The organism is Pseudomonas putida NBRC 14164 (assembly GCF_000412675.1).
In the GTDB taxonomy this organism is placed as follows: Bacteria; Pseudomonadota; Gammaproteobacteria; order Pseudomonadales; family Pseudomonadaceae; genus Aquipseudomonas; species Aquipseudomonas putida.
The window spans coordinates 2,832,468-2,855,669 of record NC_021505.1; the positions used below are offsets into that span (position 1 = coordinate 2,832,468).

Genomic DNA, 23,202 nt, shown 5'->3' on the forward strand with positions numbered 1-23,202 from the left:
GATCAAGAAAACACAAGCCAGGGGATCATAACCAAAGCTGACGACGAAGGGGGCTGTTCAGCGTGCTCCGAAAAGAGTACAAATGTGCTCCATGGACAATCTTACCCCCAAACGCCGCGCGATTTTCGAATTCATCCGCGAGCGCATTGCCGATCAAGGGCAGCCACCGAGCCTGGCCGATATCGCCACGCGCTTCGGTTTTGCTTCGCGCAGCGTTGCGCGCAAGCACATCACCGCCTTGTGCCAGGCCGGTTATATAGATGTCACGCCGAACCAGGCGCGGGGCATTCGCCTGGCCGAACCGCTGCGTCGGCCAGAAATCCTCGAAGTGCCGGTGCTGGGCCAGGTGGCGGCGGGCGCCCCCATCGGCCCGGACCTCGATATCCACGAACAGTTGCTGATCGACCCCAGCCTGTTCCGCCGCACCCCTGACTACCTGCTTAAAGTGCGTGGCGATTCGATGTTCGACGACGGCATCTTCGACGGTGACCTGGTCGGCATCCTGCAACAGGCCGACGCCCGCGATGGCCAGATCGTGGTTGCGCGCCTGGACGGCGAAGTGACCATCAAGCGCCTGCAACGCCAGGGCAGCGGTTACCGGCTGTTGCCACGCAACCCGGCCTATGCACCCATCGATGTGCAGCCTGAACAGGATTTTTTCATCGAAGGCGTGTTCTGCGGCCTGCTGAGGCGTGACTGATGGGCGCAGTGGTCGACCTCGACAGGCTGCTCGATCAGCGGCGTGTCTGGCGCGGGCGGCAGGCCCAGGCACGGCCACTCGGCTTGCAGCCGACCGGCCATGCGGCCCTTGACGAGCGCCTGCCTGAAGGCGGCTGGCCGGCGGCGGCACTCAGCGAGTTGCTACTGGGCAGCCCCGGTTGCGGCGAACTGCAACTGCTGTGGCCCACGCTGGCGCGGCTGAGTACTGAAGGCAGCCGGGTAGTACTGGTGGCACCGCCGTTCATCCCTTACGCACCGGCCTGGCAGGCAGCCGGGGTAGACCTGCGCTGGCTGGTGCAGGTAGATGCCGCCCCTGCCGATGCCTTGTGGGCGGCCGAGCAGTGCCTGCGCTCGGGCAGTTGCGCGGCGGTGCTGTGCTGGCCTGAACGTGCCGATGACCGGGCCCTGCGGCGTCTGCAGGTGGCCGCAGAAACCGGACAGGCGCTGGCATTCGCCTGCCGGCCGCACCAGGCAGCACACAACCCTTCGCCAGCAGCGCTGCGGGTTGCCGTCGACACCCGTCCGGCGCAGTGGCGTGTGCTTAAAAGCCGGGGCGGCATGCCACCTGCGCTGCCCATCGCCTGCCCGGGGCGGGGCTGATGCACCATGCTCTGGGCCTGCATCCTGCTCCCGCAGCTGGCGCTGGACACGGTCCTGCGTGAGCGTGACGACCCCGATACTCCCTTGGTGCTGCTTGGCGGGCCTACCCAGCGCCGGGTATTGCAAGCGGTCAGCCCGGCAGCGGCCGCACTTGGGTTGAGGGCAGGGCAGACCCTGACGGCGGCACGTGCCCTGGCGGAGGGTTTCACCTGCGTTGAAGCCGACCCCAGGCGTATCGAGCAGGTGCAGCAATTGCTGGCGGCCTGGGCCTATCGCTTCAGTGCCCAGGTCAGCCTGCATTACCCGCGGGCGTTGCTCCTGGAAGTAGGCTCCAGCCTGCAACTGTTCGGCCCTTGGCCCTTGTTCGAGGCACGTCTGCGCCAGGAACTGGCAGATTTGGGCCTGCGCCAACGCATTGTCCTGGCCAGCAACCCGGTAGCGGCGCGCATGCTTGCCAATGCTCATGATGGCTTGGCCGTGGGCGATGCCGACGCCACCCGTGCGGCGCTGCTAGGCATGCCCATCACACGTATCGGCTTGCCGGCAGACGCCGCCGAAGCCTTTGCCCGCATGGGCCTGCGCCAGCTGGGCCAGGTACTGTCCTTGCCGCGCGATACATTGGCCAAGCGCTTTGCACCCCAGGTGCAGTTGCACCTCGACCAGCTGCTTGGCCTGCGCAATCTGGGGCTGGCCTTCTACCAGCCACCGGACCGTTTCGAAACCCGGCTGGAGCTGAACTTCGATGTCGAGTCGCACCAGGCGCTGTTGTTCCCGCTGCGGCGCATGCTCAACGACCTTGCCGCATTCCTCGCCGGGCGCGACTGTGGCGTGCAGCGCTTTTGCCTGCACCTGGAACATGCCGAAGGCCCGGACACCCTGCTCACGGTCGGCCTGCTGGCTGCCGAACGCGATGCCGCCATGCTGTTCGAACTGACCCGTGGGCGCCTGGAGCCGCTGCGCATTCCCGCACCCGTGCGCAACGTGCGGCTGGTTGCCGAGGACCTGCCAACCTTCGTGCCCCAGCACCAGGCGTTGTTCGACCCTCGTGCGCAGCAGGCGCAACCCTGGGAACAATTGCGCGAGCGGCTGCGCGCTCGCCTGGGGGATGAGGCCGTGAAGGGGCTGAGCGCGGCAGCCGATCATCGCCCCGAATGCGCCTGGCAGCTGACCGAGCAAGGCGCCCAAGGCAGCATGCCGGTTGCCCCGGGCACTCGCCCCGGCTGGCTGCTGCCAGCCCCGATGGCGCTGGACACCGCCAGCTACCAGGTACACGGCCAGGCCGAACGCATCGAGTCGGGCTGGTGGGATGGCGGCGACGTGCGCCGCGACTACTACCGCATCGAAACCCGTGATGGCCTGCGCGGCTGGGCCTACCGCGACCTGGGCCAGGCCGGCCCGCTGTGGCTGCAGGGGTGGTTCGCATGAGCACGCCGGGTTATGCCGAGCTGCATTGCCTGTCCAACTTCAGCTTCCAGCGCGGGGCCTCGAGCGCTGACGAGCTGTTCCGGCGCGCGGGTGAACAGGGCTACCAGGCCCTGGCGATCACTGACGAATGCACCCTGGCTGGCATCGTTCGTGCCTGGCAGGCTGCCAAGGCGCATCAGCTGCGGCTGATCGTGGGCAGCGAGGTGCTTTTACAGGGCGGCCCCAAGCTGGTGCTGCTGGTAGAGAACCTGGCCGGTTACCAGAGTTTGTGCGCGCTGATCACGCGGGCCCGCCGGCGGGCGCAAAAGGGCGAGTACCAGTTGTTTCGCGAAGACCTGCAACAACACCATCAAGGCCTGCTGGCGCTATGGGTGGCCGATGACTGCGCCGACACTGCCACGGGTGAGTGGTTACGCAGTGTGTTCGGCGAACGCCTGTGGCTGGCCGTGCACCTGCACCGGGGCAGTGACGATGCCCTGCGCCTGCAAGGCTTGCGAGGCCTGGCGGCTGAAGTAGGTATCCGCGCCGTGGCCTGTGGCGATGTGCACATGCATGTGCGCGGTCGCCGTGCCTTGCAGGACTGCATGACCGCCATCCGCCAGCATTGCCGGGTGGATGAAGCCGGGCGCTTTCTGTTTGCCAATGGCGAGCGGCACCTGCGCAGCCAGGCACAGTTGGGCGAACTCTATCCTGCCGACCTGCTGGCCGAGACCCTGGCCATTGCCGAGCGCTGCCAATTTGACCTGAGCGAGTTGAAATACCAGTACCCGCGCGAACTGGTGCCCCAGGGCCATACCCCGGCAAGCTGGTTGCGTGAACTGTGCGAGCAAGGCTTGCCGCTACGCTGGCCAGGCGGGCCGAGTGACAAGGTGCGTGATGTGCTGGCCACGGAGTTGGCACTGATCGAGGAACTTGGTTACGAAAGTTACTTCCTGACCGTGCACGACATCGTCGCCTTCGCCCGCAGCCAAGGCATCTTGTGTCAGGGCCGCGGTTCGGCCGCCAACTCGGTGGTGTGTTTCGTGCTGGGCATTACTGAGCTCGACCCCATGCAGCATCGCCTGCTGTTCGAGCGCTTCCTTTCGCGTGAGCGCAACGAGCCGCCTGATATCGACGTGGACTTCGAGCACGACCGGCGCGAAGAAGTGATCCAGTATGTGTTTCGCCGTTATGGCCGACACCGTGCGGCGCTGACGGCGGTGGTCAACACCTACCATGCCGCGGGTGCGGTGCGTGATGTAGCGCGGGTATTGGGTTTGCCGGCAGACCAGGTGGATGCCCTGGCCAAGTGCTGTGGTCGCTGGAGCGACCGCATCCCCGATGACCAGCGCCTGGCGGAGGCCGGCTTTGAGGCCGGCAGCCCTTCACTGCGGCGGGTGCTGGTGCTGGCTGGCGAGCTGATCGGCTTCCCCCGGCACCTGTCGCAGCACCCGGGCGGCTTTGTCATCTCCCAGCAGCCACTCGACCAGCTGGTGCCGGTGGAAAATGCCGCGATGGCGGAGCGCACGGTGATCCAGTGGGACAAGGACGACCTGGACATGGTCGGCCTGCTCAAGGTCGACGTGCTGGCGCTGGGCATGCTCAGTGCCTTGCGCCGCTGCTTCGACCTGCTCCAGCGCCATCGCGGCCAGCAACTGACCCTGGCCACCATCCCCGGCGAAGACCCGGCCACCTACGCAATGATCAGCCGCGCCGAGACCATGGGGGTATTCCAGATCGAGTCGCGGGCGCAGATGGCCATGCTGCCCCGGCTGCGGCCTAACACGTTCTATGACCTGGTCATCGAGGTGGCGATTGTCCGCCCCGGGCCGATCCAGGGCGACATGGTGCACCCGTACCTGCGCCGGCGCCTGAAGCAGGAGCCCGTCACCTACCCATCGCCGCAGCTCAAGGAAGTCTTCGAGCGTACCTTGGGCGTGCCGCTGTTCCAGGAGCAGGTGATGGAGCTGGCCATGGTTGCTGCCGATTACACGCCGGGCGAGGCCGACCAGCTACGTCGCAACATGGCGGCCTGGAAGCGCCACGGTGGCCTGGAACCGCACCGTGAGCGGCTGGTGCAAGGCATGCTGCGCAATGGTTACGACCTGGCGTTTGCCGAGCGCATCTTCGAGCAGATCAAGGGTTTTGGCAGCTATGGCTTCCCGGAATCGCACGCGGCCAGCTTTGCCTTGCTGTGTTATGCCAGCAGCTGGCTGAAGTGCCATGAACCGGCAATCTTTACCTGCGCGCTGGTCAACAGCTGGCCCATGGGCTTCTACAGCCCTGACCAGTTGTTGCAAGAGGCCCGGCGCCAAGGTATCGAGGTGCGACCGGTTGATGTCTGCCACAGCGAGTGGGACTGCACCCTCGAGCCTGATGCTGAAGGCACATTGGCTATTCGCATGGGCTTGCGCCTGGTGCGCGGTTTGGCCGAGGCCGATGCCAGGCGCCTGGAGCAGGCGAGGGGGCAACGGCCATGGCGCGATGTCGAAGACCTGTGCCTGCGTGCAGGGCTCGATTCAAGGGCCCGGGCCCGCCTGGCCGATGGCGGGGCGCTGCGTGCCCTGGCCAGTGACCGGCACCAGGCACGCTGGCAGGTGGCGGCGGTTCAGCCGCAGCTGCCCCTGTTTGCCGAGGTGCAACCGGTGCCTGAAACGCCAGTGGACTTGCCTGTGCCAACCGTAGGTGAAGACCTGATGGCCGATTATCAGGCCCTGGGTACCACGCTGGGGCCGCATCCGCTGGCACTGTTGCGCTCACGCCTGAGGGCGCTGGGGTGTCGCAGTTCGAGTGAGCTGCAAGGTGTCGAGCATGGCGACAGCATTGCCGTGGCCGGCCTGGTAGTAGGCCGCCAACGACCCCAGACCGCCAGCGGAGTGACCTTTGTCACCCTGGAAGATGAACACGGGATGGTCAACGTGGTGGTGTGGCGGGACATTGCCGAACGGCAGCGGCGGGCGTTGGTGGGGTCGCAGCTGCTCAAGGTCAGTGGGCGGCTGGAGCAGGAGAACGGCGTGCGGCACCTGATTGCACGGCGGCTGGAAGATGTGAGCCCGTTGCTGCAAGGGCTGGATGTGCGCAGCCGGGATTTCCACTAACCCCGGCCCCTACCAAAAACCGTGATTCTCGCGTATTCCTTGTGGGAGCGGGTTCACCCGCGAACACGGGCGTAGCCCGTGCCATCCACCGTGTTGCCTTCTTCGCGGGTAAACCCGCTCCCACAGGGGCCGCGCACGCTTTCAGATCGGCAAGATAAAAACGATTCACGGCTCGTGAGTTACACCATCGCCAACCGCTGCTTGCGCGTCGGTGCCGGGAACGCCCGGTCGATTGCCCGAAGGTCCTCGCTGTTCAAGGTCAGCGCACCTGCGGCTGCATTAAGCCGCACATGCTCGGGCGCCACGGCCTTGGGGATGGCGATCACTCCGTCACTACGGGTCACCCAGGCCAGGCTGACCTGGGCCGGCGTGGCGCCATGGCGCTCGGCAATTTCTGCCAGCACCGGGTGCTGCAGCAAGCGCCCGGCCTGGGCCAGCGGGCAGTAGGCCATGGTCGGCTGCGCGCGCTTTTCGCACCACGGCAGCAGGTCGAATTCGATGCCACGCTGCGCCGGGTTGTACAGCACCTGGTTGGTGGCGCATTCAGGGTTGTGCAGTTCGCGCAGGTCGTCGACGTCGAAGTTGGACACGCCCCAGCGCCTGATCTTGCCTTGCTCGCGCAAACGCTCGAAGGCTTCGACGGTTTCTTCCAGGGGGTGCTGGCCACGCCAATGCAGCAGGTACAGGTCGATGCAGTCGGTACCCAGGCGGGCGAGGCTGCGCTCGCAGGCGGCCGCCATGCCGCGCTGGCTGGCATTGTGCGGGTACACCTTGCTGACCAGAAACACCTGGTCGCGGCGCCCGGCAATGGCCTGGCCAACCACTTCTTCCGCGCCGCCTTCGGCATACATCTCGGCGGTGTCGATCAGGGTCAGGCCCAACTCGATACCCTGTTGCAGGGCCGCCACTTCGGCAGCCTTGCGGCCGGGGTCCTCACCCATGTACCAAGTGCCCTGGCCAATGGCCGGAACGCTCGAACCTGCCAGTTTCACGTAACGCATGTCACCTCCGGGATCCGTGTATTGGAAAGCAGAACCTCAAGCAGCGCTTGCGCTGCGGTGGAAAGCTTGTGTTCACTGAGGGCAATCACGCCGATGCGCCGCTCGACGGTGGGCTCCACCAAGGTAATGCAGCGGGCGCCGAGCTCCTGCATCTGGTTGATGCACAGCGCCGGTACGGCACTGACCCCCAGGCCGCTGGCGACCATGCGGCCAATGGTTGCCAACTGGTGGCTCTCGAATGCCACGGCCAGTTTGCCGTGGTGGGTGGCCACATTCTGCTCCATCAGCAGGCGCACCGCCGAAGGGCGTTGCAGGGCCACGAAGTCTTCGGCCATCAGCTGTGCCCAGCTGACCTGAGGCAGCAGCGCAAGGGGCGAGTCGGCCGGTACCACCGCGACGAAGCGGTCCAGGTACAACGGGTGAAAATCCAGCCCGTCGATGTTGTCCGGCTCGAAGCCGATGCCCAGTTCGACGCGGCGATGGCGTACCAGTTCCAGCACCTGTTCGTTGATCACGTCATGCACCGTGACGTTGACCTTGGGGTAGCACTGGCGAAATACCTTGAGCGACTGGGGCAGGAGGTTGCCGGCAAAGGCTGGCATGGCCGCCACCGACACCCGGCCCAGTTGCAGGGTGAAACGTTGGCGCAGCATCTCTTCAGTGTCGTCCCAGTCTGCCAGCAGGCGCCGTGCCAGCGGCAGCAACACTTCGCCCTCGGCGGTCAGGCTGACGCTGCGCGTGGTGCGGCTGAGCAGGGCGCCGCCGAGGTTTTCTTCCAGGGCCTTGATGGTCAGGCTCAGGGCGGGCTGCGATATATGCAGGTGCTCACCGGCCTGGGCGAAGCTCTGGTACTTGGCCACGGCGACAAAGGCACGCAGTTGCTTGACGTTCATGACAGGCCTATTGTTTGTTTTGTAAAAGTTATCAATCGATGACGAAAACAAAATTAACAAATCAGTCGCGTGCGGTGAAGATGTCTGCACACGCTCACCGACAGCCTCGTCGGTTCTACAACTACAAAAGGCGGATCAGCATGGCCGGACTGGACAAGCGCGTTGCAACCTACGAACAGGCCCTCGAAGGCCTGACCGACAACATGACAGTGCTGGCCGGTGGTTTCGGCCTGTGCGGCATCCCGGAAAACCTCATCAGCGAAATCAAGCGACGTGGCGTCAAGGGCCTGACCGTAGTGTCGAACAACTGCGGCGTCGACGGCTTCGGCCTCGGCGTGTTGCTGGAAGACCGGCAGATTCGCAAGATGATCGCCTCCTATGTGGGAGAAAACGCCGAATTCGAACGCCAACTGCTCAGCGGTGAGCTGGACGTGGAGCTGACCCCGCAGGGCACCCTGGCCGAGAAGATGCGCGCCGGCGGTGCCGGAATCCCGGCGTTCTTCACCGCCACCGGTTACGGCACCCCGGTTGCCGAGGGCAAGGAAGTACGCGAGTTCAAGGGCCGCAAGTACATCCTTGAAGAATCCATTACCGGTGACTTCGCCATCGTCAAGGGCTGGAAGGCCGACCACTACGGCAACGTGGTCTACCGCAACACCGCGCAAAACTTCAACCCGCTGGCTGCCACCGCCGGCAAGATCACCGTGGTCGAAGTGGAAGAGATCGTTGAACCCGGCGTGCTGTTGCCCAGCGAAATCCACACCCCGGGCATCTACGTGGACCGTGTCATCGTCGGCACCTTCGAGAAGCGTATCGAAAAGCGCACCGTCAAGGCCTGAGCGCCATCCACCAGAACAACAAAGAGACCCTGACCATGGCACTGACCCGCGAACAGATGGCGCAACGCGTCGCACGTGAACTGAAAGACGGCTACTACGTCAACCTGGGCATCGGCATTCCGACCCTGGTGGCCAACTACGTACCCGCAGACATGGATGTGATGCTGCAATCGGAAAACGGCCTGCTCGGCATGGGCGAGTTTCCGACCGAAAGCACCCTCGATGCCGACATGATCAACGCCGGCAAGCAAACCGTCACCGCCCGCCGCGGCGCCTCGATTTTCGATTCGGCACAGTCGTTCGCCATGATCCGTGGTGGCCACGTCGACCTGACCGTGCTGGGTGCCTTTGAAGTGGACGTACAAGGCAACATCGCCTCGTGGATGATCCCCGGCAAGCTGGTCAAGGGCATGGGTGGTGCCATGGACCTGGTGGCTGGCGCCGAGAACATCATCGTCACCATGACCCACGCTTCCAAGGACGGTGAGTCCAAGTTGCTGGCGCAATGCAGCCTGCCGCTGACCGGCGCCGGCTGCATCCGCAAGGTGCTGACTGACCTGGCCTACCTGGAAATCGAAGACGGCGCCTTCATCCTGCGCGAAACCGCGCCAGGGGTAAGCGTTGAAGAGATCATCGCGAAAACCGCCGGCAAGCTGATCGTGCCGGATGATGTGAAGGAAATGACCTTCTGATTCAACGGGCTTCATACATTCCCCTGTAGGAGCAGCCTTGTGCTGCGAAGGGGGCCAGTGCAGGCATTCACATAATGTTTGTCTGTACTGGCCTCTTCGCAGCACAAGGCTGCTCCTACAGGGGTTTTGTGTTTTTGCTGATTTATCCGATAAAACCAATAAAAGGAATTCAACTGTGGCCGCTGAAATCCAAGACAGCCGTTCCGCGCGCTTTGCTTTGCGCTGTTCCAACTGGGCCGAACGCTGGTTCCCCGACTCGTGGGTATTCGCCGCCCTGGCGGTGCTGCTGGTGTGCATCGGTGCCCTGGCCATGGGGGCCAAGCCGACCGACACCGCCAAAGCCTTTGGTGACGGGTTCTGGAGCCTGATCCCGTTCACCATGCAGATGGCCTTCGTGGTCATTGGCGGTTATGTGGTGGCCAGCTCGCCGCCCGCCGCGCGGCTGATCGATCGCCTGGCGCGCATCCCCGGCAATGGTCGCTCGGCAGTATGCTGGGTAGCGCTCATCTCGATGCTGGCTTCCTTGCTCAACTGGGGGCTGTCGCTGGTATTCGGTGGCCTGCTGGTACGCGCGCTGGCGCGGCGCACCGATCTCAAGATGGACTACCGCGCCGCCGGCGCGGCCGCCTACCTGGGCCTGGGTGCAGTGTGGGCACTGGGCTTGTCATCGTCGGCGGCGCAACTGCAGGCCAACCCGGCCAGCCTGCCACCTTCGATCCTGTCGATTACCGGCGTGATTCCGTTCACTGAAACCATCTTCCTCTGGCAGTCCGGCGTCATGTTGGCGGCGCTGGTGGTGGTCTCGCTGTTCATCGCCTATGCCACGGCCCCAGGCCCGAACAGTGCACGTAGCGCCGAAGACTGCGGCGTCGACCCCAGCTTCACCGCGCCACCTGCACCGCAGCGTACTCGCCCGGGTGAGTGGCTGGAGCACAGCCCGATCCTGATCCTGCTGCTGGTGGCCCTGGCCGCTGGCTGGCTTTATCAGGAGTTCGCCACCAAGCCTGCGATTACCGCGATCTCCGGGCTGAATACCTACAACCTGCTGTTCATCATGCTCGGTGCCTTGCTGCACTGGCGCCCGCGCAGCTTTCTTGACGCAGTGGCGCGTGCCGTACCGACCACCACGGGAGTACTGATCCAGTTCCCGCTGTACGGCTCCATCGCGGCCATTCTCACCCAGGTGAAGGGTGTCGATGAACAGACGCTGGCCCACCATATTTCGCTGTTCTTCACCCAGATTGCCACCCATGACACCTATGCCGTGCTGATGGGGGTGTATTCGGCGGTACTGGGCTTCTTCATCCCGTCGGGCGGTGGCAAGTGGATCATCGAGGCGCCGTACGTGATGCTGGTGGCCAACGACCTGCAGTACCACCTGGGCTGGGCGGTGCAGATCTACAACGCTGCGGAAGCCTTGCCGAACCTGATCAACCCGTTCTACATGCTGCCGCTGCTGGGCGTGCTGGGGCTCAAGGCGCGCGACCTGATCGGCTTCTCGTTCGTGCAGTTGCTGGTGCACGTGCCGTTGGTGCTGGTGTTGCTGTGGGCGCTGGGTACGACGCTGCAATACGTACCGCCTGTGATGCCATGAAGGCAGGGCCGCTGTGCGGCCTATCGCCGGCAAGCCAGCTCCCACAGGTACGGCTCATGGTCAAAAAGTGATGCATTATTTGTGGGAGCCTGGCTTGCCGGCGATGGGCTGCAAAGCAGCCCCAGCATTTCGCCGGCAGTCCACGTATCATTACCAGGCTGCCTCAGCCTGGGAAACCCGCGTCACATGTCTATCCGATTGAAACTGCTGCGTAAGAAACTGGGAATGACCCTGGAAATGCTGGCCGAGAAGACCGGCATGACCAAAAGCTACCTGTCCAAGGTCGAGCGCGGCCTGAATACACCCTCGATTGCCGCCGCGCTAAAGCTCGCACGGGCATTGAACGTCAATGTCGAAGAGCTGTTCGCTGAAGAGCAGGCCGGCCAGAGCCGCTACAGCCTGGTGCGCCATGGCGAACGTCAGGCCTTGGTAGGCGATGGGCAAGGGCCGGGCTATGCAGCCCTCACCAGCCAGGTCGGGCAGCGCAGCCTGCTGCCGTTTCTGATCCAGCCGCCGAACGAGTTCAGCGACCCCACGTTCAAGGAACACCTGGGCGAGGAGTTTCTGTTTGTGCACGCAGGCCAGGTGGAGGTGGATTTCATGAACGAACGGGTGCTGCTGGAGCAGGGCGATGCCTTGCATTTCAACGCCCAGACACCGCACCGACTACGCTCGGTAGGTGCCCAGCCGGCGCAATTGCTGGTCGTGGTTCACCACGCAGACGAATAAAACCACAGGGGGCAGGGCAACGCCCCCACGTATTCTCATCCGTGAAACGCAGCGTCCCTTGCAGCGGCATTTCTTTGCATAATTTGCATGTCGGTATTTTGACGAATACCCCCATCTCCCATTGAATTTTATTATGGTGTCGGATCATTGACGTAGTGTCATTGTGCCCATAAGCTCAAGTCAACAGCGAAACAACTCCCGCCACACCGAGCAAATAACTAATTGATTTTCCTGTTTTTTTGGAGGGGCGTATGCGCACGACTCTGATTATCAAATCGATGTTCTTGCTGGTGTTGCTGAGTGGCGCTGCGCGTGCGGCAGATTCATATGTAAACCAAAACAGTATCATTCCTGTTTCAACCGCCGGCTGGTTGTTAGCCTTCGCAGTGGTTGGCTTTGTGCTGGTGGCAAACAGAAGAAAAATCTGAGGCTGACCGCCTTTTTTGCAGCGTGGGCAGAGGTTGTTGCAAGCCCGGGGCCTGGCTTGTGAATTTCCCAACCGTTGCTATATTCCCAGTAGCCCTTGAAAGGCCTTGGTTTGCAGAGCAAGGCAGCCTACCTGTACAGCGTCAAGGTTGGGGCCTCCAGGAAAGACGAGGCCATCGCGGCGGGCTTGAGCCGCGAAGCAGAGCGAGAGTTGGTGTGCTGTTCTCATTCAGTGCTCTTTTTCGGGCCATTTGGCCGGAGGGACCCTCATGATGCGTTCATTGATTGCCGCATTCTGCGTGCTGACCGTGTGGTCCAGTGCTGGCAACGCCGATCAGAGCGGTGCGGCTTACCTGCTCAGCCCCGGTGATGTGGTGATGGTTTCGGTGTGGCAGGAAGACAGCCTGCGTCAAGAAGCCACCGTACTACCCGATGGCAGTATTACCTTCCCCTTGGCCGGGCGCATAAATGTTGCCGGGCTGGATGTAACGGCAGTTGAGAAGCAAGTGGCTGCCAAACTCGAAAAATTCCTCCCCGACCCGAATGTCAGCGTTGTCGTCAAGAGCATCGCCGGCAACCTGGTCTATGTCCAAGGCAAAGTGATCAAGCCAGGCCCCGTGCAGATGGCAGGCCCTACCGCAGTGCTTCAGGCGCTGAGCATGTCGGGCGGCCTGGACAAGTTTGCTGACGAAAGCGATATCAAGGTGGTCCGCGGCACCGGTGCTTCCCAAAAGATCCTGCCCGTGCGATATAAGGACCTGGTGTCTGGGCGGGATATGTCCACCAACATCCAACTTCAGGCTGGCGATACGCTGGTCGTTCCTTGATCTTGCCTTTAATAAGAACATTTAATGCCTCTTCTTAGAACAACTAGCATTGCAACGGCAATCTTGGTCTTGCCGTTCACGGACGCGGTCCTGGCGGCAAATTGGCAGTCTACGGTAGTGGTACCGACATCCGTCGAATATGACAGCAACCCTTTGTTGCTGACCTCGGGGGAAAAGGGTGTAACGCGCACGATCATCGCGCCGGACTACACCCTGATCGGTACCTTCGGCCAGGACGAATTGAGGTTGGGGCTGGGCATGCATGTGTTGCGCTCGTCCGACACGGATGTGGTCGATGACCGTGAAGACCCTGATATCAGCCTGGGCTGGCAGCGTACCACCGAGCGTGGGCGTTTCGGCCTGGTGGCGCGTTACAACGAAAGTTCGACACTGTCGGGGACAGTGCTGGATACCGGGGTGATCACCACTGACGGTACGCAAAAGCTCTACACCCTGACCGGCAACTGGAGCCAGGCGGTTACCGAGCGCAGCACCTTGAGCAACGAAACCACCTTTAACCGTGCCCGTTATGACATCAGTACGCTGACGGGGTACGACGAACTGGCAAACGTGTTTACCTGGACCTATGCCTGGAGCGAGCGGGCCGATGTGTATACCCGCTTCGGTGCCCGACGCTATGAGCCAGAGCAGGACCTTACCGCGACCGCGTCCAACAGCTACACCCCGGCAGTCGGCATCAAGTACCAGCTTGCCGAAGGCCTGAGCGCCGATGCCCACATTGGCGTCAACCAGGTGTCTGGCGACGACGGCGGTCGACGCGGGGAGGGTGGGGTGGCGTTGCTCTACACCGGCACACGTGCCATTGCCAGCCTGACCGCCGAGCGGAGCACGGTGGCCAGTGCTGAAGGCGGCTTTGCCGAGCTGGACCAGGTGCGTGGCGTGTGGAGTTACGCCCTCACCGAACTGGACCGGGTGGGCGCTGACGCTGCCTGGCAAGACAGCAAAGGGCAGAGCCCTAATACATTGCAGACGTACAGCGTCTGGGCCAGCCGCCAGTTTTCACCTTACTGGGACCTGCGTCTTTCGCTGATGTACAAGGAGCGGCAACAGGACCAGGCGCCCGATGCAACCGCTACGATCGTTGGTTTGACGTTGACGTACAGGTACCCCGACATCTGAACTTCAGGCAGGTGGCCCCATGAAGTCTGACTACGAACTCTCCATCAGAGATTACATCGCCATTATCAAGGACAGGGCCCTGGTGTTAGGGGTGAGTGCCGTAGTCATTCTTGCCGCGACCGTGGCGGTCGCGTTGATGGTGCCGCCGCTCTACCAGTCGACCGGCACCATCCTTGTGGAGTCACAGCAGATTTCGCCCGAGCTGGTGTCGACCAACACCACCAGCTTTGCCGATGAGCGCATCGAGGTGATTCGCCAGCGGGTGATGACCCGCGAGAACCTGCTGCGCATTATCGACAAGTACAACCTGTTCGCCGACAAGCGCTTGAGCGAGTCCGACAAGATCGACCAGATGCGCAATGCCATCGTGGTCGAAACCCTTACCACGTTCGTGCGCGGGCGAGGCGAGGCGACGGTTGCGTTCAATGTGTCCTTCGAACACAAGCAGGCGGAAGTCGCCAAGGAAGTGGCCGATGAACTGGTCACCCTGTTTCTCAACGAAAACCTCAAGCAGCGCACCGAGCGGGCCAACGAAACCACCGAGTTTCTTACCCAGGAGGCCAACAAGCTGGGTGCCGAACTGGCCAGCCTGGAGAATCAGCTGGCCGACTTCAAACAGGCCCACGCCAATGCCTTGCCAGAGCACCAGACCCTGCGCATGAACATGCTCTCGCGCTCGGAGCTGGAGTTCCGCGAAGTCGACCGTGACTACAAGGCCGCCCAGGAAGAACTGCGCTACCTGGAGCTTGAGCTGTCGGCGGCCAATGCCGGCCTGGCCACCAAGACTACCGAAGGCAGCAAGCCAGCCAGTGCCGACCAGCCCCAGGACCTGCCAAGCCTGAAGGCCGAATACGCCCGGTTGCTGACCCGCTACAAGGATGCCCACCCGGATGTGGTGGCGGTCAAGCGCAAGATCCAGGCGCTCGAAGCCAGCGGCGGGCGCACGGCCACCACGTCCACAGTCAGCCTCGACGTGGCGCGCGTTCGCGCCAAGATGAGCGCGGCCCAGGAACGTATCAGCTCGCTGGCCGATCAGAAGCGCGAGCTGACCAGAAAGATGGAGGGCTACGAGGCCGAAATCCTCGAGGCGCCGCAAGTCGAGCGTGGCCTGGTGACCTTGATGCGTGACCACGATAACGCGCGCAAGAAGTATGAAGAAATCCGCGCCAAGGAAATGGGCGCGAAGATTACCGAAAGCCTGGAGCAGGAGAACAAGGCCGAGCGCTTTGTGCTGCTGGAGCCACCGCTGATGCCTGAAAAACCGATCAAGCCTAATCGCAAGAAGATCGCTGCGTTGGGCCTGGTGCTGGCACCGGCAGGCGGCGGCGCCTTGGTGATGCTGCTGGAAATGCTCAACCAGCGCGTGCGCGGCGTCGGTGCTCTGGAAAACCTGCTGGGCAAACGGGTGCTGGTGGCAATCCCCTACATCGATACCCGGGCCGATGTGGCCAGGCGCAAACGCTGGCGTAACTGGCTGATCCTGGCGGCACTGGCGTTGGCGGCTATCATGGTAGTGCTGGTGCACGTCTTTTACATGCCACTGGATGTGCTGTTGTTCAAAGTCATATCTCGGTTTGCATAGGGAAAGCAGTGATGGACAGGACCAAGCCGTCTGTTGGCAATAATCTTCACCAGGTTACCCCGGGCACCCCCCAGGCATTGTCACCCGCCCCCGGAACCGCGCTGGCGGAAGTGCCAGGCCAGTTCGATTATGTGAACACCAAAGTGGTGCCGCTGCGGGCGGACCATCTGGAGCGCCACCGCATCGTGGCGTACAACAAGAACTCCAACATGAACGGGCCGATCGACCTGCTGCGCACGCAGGTGCTCAGGGCCATGGAGGAGAACGGCTGGCGTACGCTGGCGATCACCTCGCCAACGCCTGAGGCGGGCAAGACGGTGCTGGCGATCAATCTGGCCATGAGTATTGCTCACCACACGACCAAGACTGCGTTGCTGGTGGACTTTGACCTGCGCCGGCCCAAAGTCGGCAGTACCCTTGGCCTGCCCATGGAGCAGGCGCTGAACGAGTACCTGACGGACAAGGCCGAGTTGCAGGAATGCCTGGTCAACCCGACGTTGCCGCGCTTTGTGGTGTTGCCGACACGTGTACCGGTGCCGATGTCGACCGAGATGCTGTCGTCGCCCAAGGTGAACAACCTGATCAGTGATTTACGCAACCGCTACGACTCGCGCATCTGCATTTTCGATTTGCCGCCACTGCTCAGCTCTGACGATGCGATCACCGTGATACCCAAGTTCGATTGTGTACTGCTGGTGGTGGCCAACGGAATGAACAACAAGAAGGAAATCGAGGACTGCCTGCACCACCTGGCCACGGTGAACCTGGTCGGGACGGTGCTGAACAAGGCTGACGAGCAGCCGCGAACCTACTACTGATTCATTGGCTTGTCCGTGGATCATGGCCCCTGTGGGAGCGGGCGTGCCCGCTCCCACAGTGATTGCGCAAGCTTGCAGAGTCTGAGCAAGACAGCTGCTGCTCCCAGAAGGCGCAGCGCCTTCGGAATCTCAGGTCTGCTGGCGCGTAACCCAGGGATACTGCAACTCCCACTGCCACGCATGCCGCACAATCTGCTCCAGCGAAGCAAACTCCGGCCGCCAGCCCAGCACCTGCAGCGCCTTGCTCGCATCCGCCACCAGCCGTGGAGGGTCGCCAGCGCGGCGTGGCGCGTCAAGGGCATTGATCTGCCGCCCCGTCACCGCCCTGGCTGTATCGATCACCTGCTGCACCGAAAAGCCCTGGCCATTGCCCAGGTTGAATGCAGTACGCTCGCCCCCCGCCAACAGATAATCCACCGCCAACGCATGCGCGGCCGCCAGGTCGGCCACATGCACGTAGTCGCGGATACAGGTGCCATCCGGCGTATCGTAATCCCGGCCAAACACCGTCACCGCCTCGCGGCGGCCTGAAGCGGCCTGCAGGATCAGCGGGATCAGGTGGGTTTCCGGTTCGTGGCGTTCCCCCAGCTGGCCATCGGGGTCGGCACCGGCGGCATTGAAGTAACGCAGGCATACAGACTTCAAGCCATAAGCCCGGTCAAAGTCCTCGAGAATCTGCTCGACCATCCATTTGCTCAGCCCATAAGGGTTGATCGGCCCTTTGGCATGCGCTTCATCGATTGGTACGTACTGCGGGTTACCGTAAACGGCGGCACTGGAAGAAAACACCAAGTGCTTGATGCCGGCATTCACCATGGCCTGCAGTAAGGCGAGGGTGGCGGCGACGTTGTTCTGGTAGTACTTGCCGGGTGCGCTGACCGACTCGCCCACCTGGATGAAAGAGGCAAAGTGGAACACCGCATCGAAGTGGCAGACGCCGAACAGCACATCCAGGGCAGCTTCGTCGGCAATGTCGAGCTTGGCCCACTGGATGCCGGGGCCAGGCGAAACCAGGTCCGCCACCACCACCTCATGGCCGGCACCGAGCAGGTGCTTGACCATGTGTGAGCCAATGTAGCCTGCACCACCCACTACCAGAAATTTCATCCGCACCTCCTGGAATCTGCTGTTTACAGACGCAGTGAACCGTCCCTGAAACGTGCAGGTGGGATGATCAGCTACAGGTGACCTGAGCGTAGATGGCCCTATGCCCTATTTCAAGAACAGCCAGTTGGACATGTAGTTGCCGTCGAACGTAATGCTGTACTGCCCATCCTTGTAGGCCACCGGCAATGCCTTCAATTGTGCCTGTGCATCGCGGGCGAACAGTTTCAGACCGGCGGGTGCCTTGATTGTCAAAGTGCCTTGAAGCGGTTCCACGTTGAACGGCGTCTTGTCATCGGCCTTGGGCATGGCACGCGTGCCCAGCGACAGCAGCAGCTCACGCGACTGGCCCAAGGGTTTGCCGTCCAGGCTCTGTACCGCGACGCTGGCGTAAGGTGTTTTCGTCTGTACCTGGACGGCCCCCAGGCTGATCGAGCGACCACCCAGCCAGCCGGTGGCGGCCTGGGTCAGTGGCGTGTCGATGGTATAGATGCCTTGTTGCCAGTCGCGCTTGAGCTCGCCGGTGTCGGTCACCGACTCCTTTGCATCGGCGGGCAGCAGCGATTGCCCCGGGTCCTGCAACACTTGCGCGCCAGACGGGATGGCAGCGGGTTTCAGCCAGGGCAGTTCCGGTGTCGGCGGCAGGGCAATCTGCAACTGGCCCTTTTCCATGGCCGTGCGCAGCAGTACCGAATTGCGCGGGGTGATCTCCTGGTTGTAGAGGGTGGCGGGCGTCGGCGCGAACACGTAGCGGGTCGTTGCCGGCTTGACGTCCGCACGGCGATAGAGCAGGGCGGCTGCGGGCAGGGTGGCGATCATCGCCGGGTCGTTGTACGCGTGCCAGTTGTCCGCCGTGCGCCAGCCCGGGTTGAACCCCTGTTGGCTATAGGCGTACTGCATCATGGCGTCCCAGCCCTGGTGGCTGGCGGTGCCGGCTATATACAGCGGCAACGAGTGGCGGTCGGGCAGCGGGAACGGCTCGGCGTTCCACTCGGTGACGGTGAGCGGTTTGCCGACCACCTGGGCGGCGGCGATCCAGTCGATCATGCCGTCGCTGGTCAACGGGTTTTTCTCCAGTTGGCCAATGGCGCCGTAGCTGTGGGCATCGACTACATCGCCTGCGGTCAGCGCCGGCAGTGCGCTCAGGCCGTTGCCGCCCCAGGTGCTGGTCGTGGCAATCGGCACTTTGACGCCCAGGCCACGCAGGTGGGCGATCATGTCGGCGTTGAAGCGTTGCTCCAGGTCGTTGAGGAACAGCTTCGACGGGCCATGCTCCCAGGCACGCCAGGTAAGGTCGGCGGGCAGGTCATGCTGCCTGGCGAAGGCTTTGGCTGCCGCCATGTAGCGCTCGCTATGGCGCGGTACGTCCTTGTCCGGCATCAGAGCGTTACCGTAGTGCTGGGTGAGGTCGTTTTCGTTGGTGATCAACACGGCGGCGATGGCCGGGTCGTCCTTGTAGGCCAGGCCGGTGTATTCGTTCACATGGGTCAGATACTGCTCGGCGAAGCGTTTCATCGCGTTCTGGATGCTGTCGTTCATGTAGGCGTAACCCTTCAGGTCTGCGCGGCCCTCCTTTTCGGGCAGTTCATCGAAGTCTTCAATGTTGTCGTTGGCGGTCAACGCACGTTGCACATGCATGTCCAGCCAGATGTAGATGCCTTCGTCCTTGAGTGCCTTGATCCACAGGTCGAGCTTGCGCAGCGATTCGGCGCTGAGCTGCTGGGTATCGCGCACCAGGGTGCCGTCGCCAAACACGTTCGGGCTGACCCACGGCGAATCGTGGTGGTGCAGGCGCACCAGGTTGAAGCCCAGTGCCGACAGGCGCTTGGCCTGTTGGCGGATTTCCTCGTCCGGGCTCTTGAACAGCGAATAGGCAGACAGGTTGGTGCCCCAGAAGCGCACCGGGGTGTTGTCTGCAAACATCAGCTGTTCGCCGACCGCCTTGACGAAACCGCGCTTGCCGGCGGGCTTTTCCGCGGCGTTGAGGAAGGACAGGTCCACCGGCGAGGTGCGCCAGTCCAGCTGGTCATCGGGCCAGCTGGCGGGGTCGGCGAGGCCGAAACGCTCGGTGGGGGTGGGCCCCAGCTCGATGTCGCCGGTAACGTTGAGCACCGCCTTCAGCTGCTGTCGGCCGGCGTTGATCGGGTCTTTGTAGAGGAACGCACGCAGCTCGGACGGGTTGCCGCGCTCGAAATAGACCTTGGCCAGTGGCGGATCGAAGCGCATCTCGACGCGTCGGCCCTGGTCCGCCTTGCCCCATGACCAGCCGCGATTGTCGGGCAGCAGTTGCGGGGCGCCCATGTCGCCGGCGATTTGCGCCGGGTCGAACTGGAACACCATGCCGCCGCCCATCACCCCGGCCTGGCGGCTGTGGGCGGTAAGGTCGAAGGCCCAGCTCAGGGTTTGTGCCTGTTCCTTGCGGATATCCGCCTTCAGGTCGAAGTCCAGTTCCTTGTTCTTGCCCAGCAGCGTGTACTGGTAGGGGCCATTGACCTTGAAATCGGTGTAAAAGCCGGTCCAGCTCCAGTTGGCCGCCCAGAAGTCGAACTTGGCTTTCATCACCGGCCCGCCGCCGTATGTCACAGTAGGCAGGCCATTCTGCTCATCGACACTGACCTGCCACTGCGAAGCCCAGCCGGCCAACGGCAGCAAAGCCAGGCCAGCCATGGCCGAAGCCTGCACAAGGTGACGCAGGGTAAGCACGTTCATGGACATTACCTGGGTTGAAGGCCGGTTTCGGCCAGCTCGCTAGCCGGGCTGTCGTCCAGCCGGCGGACCATCTGGATGTACGCCACGCCAAGCCCCGCGATTGACCAGTACACCACCGGTATGAAGGTGATGCTGCTGACGGTGAAAATGATCACCAGAATGCCGATGAGTGTTGCCAGCAGCACTCGCCCCAGCTGTCGTCGTTCGTCATCCTTGTCGGGGAAAGTGAGCATGGCCCTGCGGATACCCCTCAACACCACAGCAAAGAACGCAACGAACAGGCCGAGCCCGACCAGCCCCACCCGCAGCGCCAGGTTGATGTAGGTGTTTACGATGTCGATGATGCCTTCGCCCTGGATCATCGACTGCATTTCCGGGGTGTTGCGGAAGTCGAACGAGCCGAACAGCGGGTTGCGCTGGATGACGATCCAGGAGTTGTCCATCAGCCGCTCGCGGTAGGTGATGTTCTCTTTTTCGATGTTGCCGATGTACGGCAAGAGGTCCAGCACCTTGTCACCGCCCGGTACGACGGTCAGCAAGGGCAGCGCCAGCATGCCAGCCGCGCCTAGCAGCGCCAGGCGCCTGATTGCGCCTTTGCCCATGGCAATGAACACCACCACGATGACCACGACGCCGATCCACGGCCCACGTGACAACGGCGCGAACAGCCCGGCGGCCAGCAGCAGGGCGCCCATGGCTCTGTGCAGCGGGCGTTGCACATACCCCTGGACGAACAGGAACAGACCGATGGCCACACTCATCACATAACCCAGGGCAATCGCCTGGCCGGTGGTGACGCTGGCCCGCAGCGCGCCGCCGCGACTGAGGTAGCCGGACATGCTCCACGGCACCCCCATTGCATCGATCAGGGCGCTGTACAGCAACCAGTGACGCACATACTCGGCCACGGCGATCAACGCCATGACGAAGGCGGTGAGCACGAAGGCCAGCAAGGTATCCTTGAAATCGCTGATATGGCGCAGGCCACGGCTGGCCACGTAGTACGGCAGGAATACGTCGACATACAGGTACAGCGCCTGGCGCAGGGTGTCGGTGAGGGTGGTTTCGCGCAGATACAAAACGCTCATCAGCAGCAGCCCGGCCGCCAGCAGCCTGTCCGCCCAGGTACGGCCGAAGCGCAACGTGTCCGCTTGCCGGCGCAGCTGCAGCGCGGCCGGCAGCAGCACGCACAGGGTGAGCAGGCGGATATGGTTGAGGTCGACCAGGTAGTTGACCACGCCAAACCCGGGCACCTGCACCGATGCCGGCGGAATCAGGAACAGCAGCATGTAGAACAGCGCCATGGGGTTGTGCTCGCGACGCCCTGCAAGCAACAGGATGACCGCGCCTGCACCCAGGTACAGCCAGAAGCTGTGCGAGGCAAAGGCCAGCACTGTCAGCAGGAACCAGAGATTGCGCCGGCGCTTGTAGTCGCTGAGCGGAATAAGGTCGGTGGCGGGTCGCCGCGCCATCAGGAAGACCACGCTCGCCAAAAACAGGATGACGATCAACGCACGAAAATGTTCAGGCATCGGCTATGTACACCTTTCCCTCGGTGGGCAACGGCTAGCATCGTGGCTAATTGAAACTATAGTGACTTTTAGCCAATCAGTCAGAGATTGAAGTCATGCCGTCGATTGATGTGTCAGCCGCTGCGAGCCTGCGCAACCGGGCCTTGAGGGCCGGGTCGTGGAACCTGGTCTCGCAGGTGGCTTCTCAGGTGATGCGCCTGGGCGGCAATCTGATCATGGCCCGCTTGCTGCTGCCGGAAATGTTCGGGGTGATGGTTATCGCCACCACCGTTTCGGTACTCCTGCATCTGCTTTCCGATGTCGGCCTGCGCCAGAACATCATCCAGAGTCACCGGGGTGACGACCCGGATTTCCTCAACACCGCCTGGACCGTGCAGATCATTCGCGGCTTCCTGCTGTTTGCCCTCACCCTGCTGCTGGCGGTGGGCGCCTGGTTGGCCCAACTGGCGGAACTATGGCCTGCGGATTCCACCTATGCTGCCCCGGTGCTACCGATGGTGCTGGCGGTAACTGGCCTGTCGGCAGCCATCTGGGGATTCCAGTCCACCAAGATAGATGTGGCTGTAAGAACTTTCCAACAAAAGCGCGTGGTGCTGGTCGACCTGGCCTCGCAGGTGGCCGGCCTGGTGGTGATGCTGGTGCTGGGCTTGCTGACCCATTCGATCTGGGCCCTGGTGATCTCTGGCCTGGTTTCGGCGGTAGCCTGGACCGTGCTGGGGCATACCGCCCTGGAGGGGCCGAACAACCACCTGCGCTGGGACCGTACGGCGCTGACCGAGTTGATCGTGTTTGGCCGCTGGATCCTGTTGTCATCGATGGTTGGCGTGCTGGCCATGTACGGTGACCGCATCTGGTTTGGCGCCAGCATGTCGGCGGCGCAACTGGGGGTGTATTCGATTGCCGTGCTGATTCTTGGCGCGGTGCAGACAGCGTTGATGAAAATTGTCGGTGCCGTGGCGCTTCCTGCCTTCAGTGAAGCGGCAAGGGCCGATGACAAGGAGCGCCTGACAGCGCTGTATCACCGCTTCCGCCTGCTGGTCGACCTGCTGGTGCTGTTCATCTGCGGTGGTTTCCTGACCGCCAGCCCTCTGCTGATTGGCTGGATGTACGATGATCGCTACCGTGAAGCTGGCCCTATGCTGGCAATTCTTTCGCTGTCGTTCATCGTAATGCGCTATACATTGGCTCATCAGGTGTGGATTGCCTTGGGCCTGACCAAGTATCAGGCCATGGACAACATCATCCGCCTGGTCTCGCTATGGGGGCTGCTGCCGCTATTGCTGGCGATTGGTGGTGTGGAGTGGGCGATCTGGGGGGTTGCCCTGCATGCCGTGCCAACTCTGGTGCTGGTTGTGTATGTGAACTGCAAACTGGGCATGTTCAGCCTGAAACGTGAGCTGGTAGTGCTGCCGATGCTGCTGGTCGGGGCTCTGTGCGGGGCGCTGCTGACGGCCTTTTTCGACTGGCTGTAAAGCGGCGTGCTGGGTGTAACTT

General features: G+C 62.6%; 19 protein-coding genes. 14 read left to right on the top strand and 5 right to left on the bottom strand.

Annotation, left to right across the window (positions count from 1 at the left end; genetic code table 11):
• Positions 1–91 precede the first annotated feature (91 nt).
• From lexA to PP4_RS12610, 4 genes are read left to right on the top strand one after another with little or no spacing between them, the layout of a single operon-like run.
• Entirely contained in the window at positions 92–700 is a 609-nt protein-coding gene (gene lexA, locus PP4_RS12595; RefSeq protein ID WP_115283618.1) for a transcriptional repressor LexA, read from the top strand.
• Positions 700–1,320 (top strand): translesion DNA synthesis-associated protein ImuA, encoded by a 621-nt coding sequence (gene imuA / locus PP4_RS12600; RefSeq protein ID WP_016499562.1) that lies wholly within the window; start codon positions 700–702, stop codon positions 1,318–1,320. Before lexA ends, imuA begins: the two co-directional genes overlap by 1 nt.
• A gap of 6 nt (positions 1,321–1,326) precedes the next feature.
• Positions 1,327–2,745, top strand: coding sequence for a Y-family DNA polymerase (locus tag PP4_RS12605; RefSeq protein WP_016499563.1), 1,419 nt, complete (start codon positions 1,327–1,329; stop codon positions 2,743–2,745).
• On the top strand, positions 2,742–5,822 hold the full coding sequence (locus tag PP4_RS12610) for an error-prone DNA polymerase (protein ID WP_016499564.1): 3,081 nt from the start codon (positions 2,742–2,744) through the stop codon (positions 5,820–5,822). The genes PP4_RS12605 and PP4_RS12610 overlap by 4 nt, the downstream gene beginning before the upstream one ends.
• 179 nt (positions 5,823–6,001) lie before the next feature.
• Here the strand turns inward: PP4_RS12610 and PP4_RS12615 are convergent, their stop codons facing one another.
• Entirely contained in the window at positions 6,002–6,823 is an 822-nt protein-coding gene (locus PP4_RS12615; RefSeq protein WP_016499565.1) for an aldo/keto reductase, read from the bottom strand.
• Complete coding sequence (locus PP4_RS12620) at positions 6,811–7,716, bottom strand: LysR family transcriptional regulator (protein WP_016499566.1); 906 nt, start codon at positions 7,714–7,716, stop codon at positions 6,811–6,813. The genes PP4_RS12615 and PP4_RS12620 overlap by 13 nt, the downstream gene beginning before the upstream one ends.
• A 140-nt stretch (positions 7,717–7,856) precedes the next feature.
• Between PP4_RS12620 and PP4_RS12625 the strand changes: the two genes are divergently transcribed.
• The 9 genes from PP4_RS12625 (at position 7,857) to PP4_RS12660 (ending at position 16,363) form a co-directional block, all read left to right on the top strand.
• Positions 7,857–8,555 (top strand): CoA transferase subunit A, encoded by a 699-nt coding sequence (locus PP4_RS12625; protein WP_016499567.1) that lies wholly within the window; start codon positions 7,857–7,859, stop codon positions 8,553–8,555.
• A gap of 35 nt (positions 8,556–8,590) precedes the next feature.
• Positions 8,591–9,247 (top strand): CoA transferase subunit B, encoded by a 657-nt coding sequence (locus PP4_RS12630; protein ID WP_016499568.1) that lies wholly within the window; start codon positions 8,591–8,593, stop codon positions 9,245–9,247.
• A 175-nt stretch (positions 9,248–9,422) separates the two neighbouring features.
• The gene (locus tag PP4_RS12635) at positions 9,423–10,841 is read left to right on the top strand and encodes a short-chain fatty acid transporter (RefSeq protein WP_016499569.1); all 1,419 of its coding nucleotides are present in this window, start codon (positions 9,423–9,425) and stop codon (positions 10,839–10,841) included.
• 186 nt (positions 10,842–11,027) lie between these two features.
• The gene (locus PP4_RS12640) at positions 11,028–11,570 is read left to right on the top strand and encodes a helix-turn-helix domain-containing protein (RefSeq protein WP_016499570.1); all 543 of its coding nucleotides are present in this window, start codon (positions 11,028–11,030) and stop codon (positions 11,568–11,570) included.
• Positions 11,571–11,821: 251 nt separating this feature from the next.
• Entirely contained in the window at positions 11,822–11,998 is a 177-nt protein-coding gene (gene eppA, locus PP4_RS29365; RefSeq protein WP_016487266.1) for an EPS-associated small membrane protein EppA, read from the top strand.
• 267 nt (positions 11,999–12,265) lie between these two features.
• Entirely contained in the window at positions 12,266–12,823 is a 558-nt protein-coding gene (locus PP4_RS12645) for a polysaccharide biosynthesis/export family protein (RefSeq protein WP_016499571.1), read from the top strand.
• A gap of 24 nt (positions 12,824–12,847) precedes the next feature.
• Positions 12,848–13,963 (top strand): hypothetical protein, encoded by a 1,116-nt coding sequence (locus PP4_RS12650; RefSeq protein WP_041167708.1) that lies wholly within the window; start codon positions 12,848–12,850, stop codon positions 13,961–13,963.
• Between the two features lie 19 nt (positions 13,964–13,982).
• Entirely contained in the window at positions 13,983–15,545 is a 1,563-nt protein-coding gene (locus PP4_RS12655) for a GumC family protein (RefSeq protein ID WP_016499573.1), read from the top strand.
• An 11-nt stretch (positions 15,546–15,556) separates the two neighbouring features.
• Positions 15,557–16,363, top strand: a complete 807-nt coding sequence (locus PP4_RS12660) for a CpsD/CapB family tyrosine-protein kinase (RefSeq protein ID WP_016499574.1) — start codon at positions 15,557–15,559, stop codon at positions 16,361–16,363.
• Positions 16,364–16,492: 129 nt separating this feature from the next.
• Here the strand turns inward: PP4_RS12660 and galE are convergent, their stop codons facing one another.
• The 3 genes from galE to PP4_RS12675 form a co-directional block, all read right to left on the bottom strand.
• Positions 16,493–17,470 carry a UDP-glucose 4-epimerase GalE gene (galE, locus tag PP4_RS12665; RefSeq protein ID WP_016499575.1) on the bottom strand — a complete coding sequence of 326 codons (978 nt, stop codon included), beginning with the start codon at positions 17,468–17,470 and terminating at the stop codon, positions 16,493–16,495.
• Positions 17,471–17,575: 105 nt separating this feature from the next.
• Complete coding sequence (locus PP4_RS12670) at positions 17,576–20,176, bottom strand: cellulase family glycosylhydrolase (protein ID WP_016499576.1); 2,601 nt, start codon at positions 20,174–20,176, stop codon at positions 17,576–17,578.
• Positions 20,177–20,181: 5 nt separating this feature from the next.
• Positions 20,182–21,708 (bottom strand): O-antigen ligase family protein, encoded by a 1,527-nt coding sequence (locus PP4_RS12675; protein ID WP_016499577.1) that lies wholly within the window; start codon positions 21,706–21,708, stop codon positions 20,182–20,184.
• Positions 21,709–21,803: 95 nt separating this feature from the next.
• On the opposite strand from PP4_RS12675, the gene PP4_RS12680 reads away from it, so the two are divergent.
• Positions 21,804–23,180 (top strand): oligosaccharide flippase family protein, encoded by a 1,377-nt coding sequence (locus PP4_RS12680; protein WP_016499578.1) that lies wholly within the window; start codon positions 21,804–21,806, stop codon positions 23,178–23,180.
• The last annotated feature ends 22 nt before the right edge of the window (positions 23,181–23,202 follow it).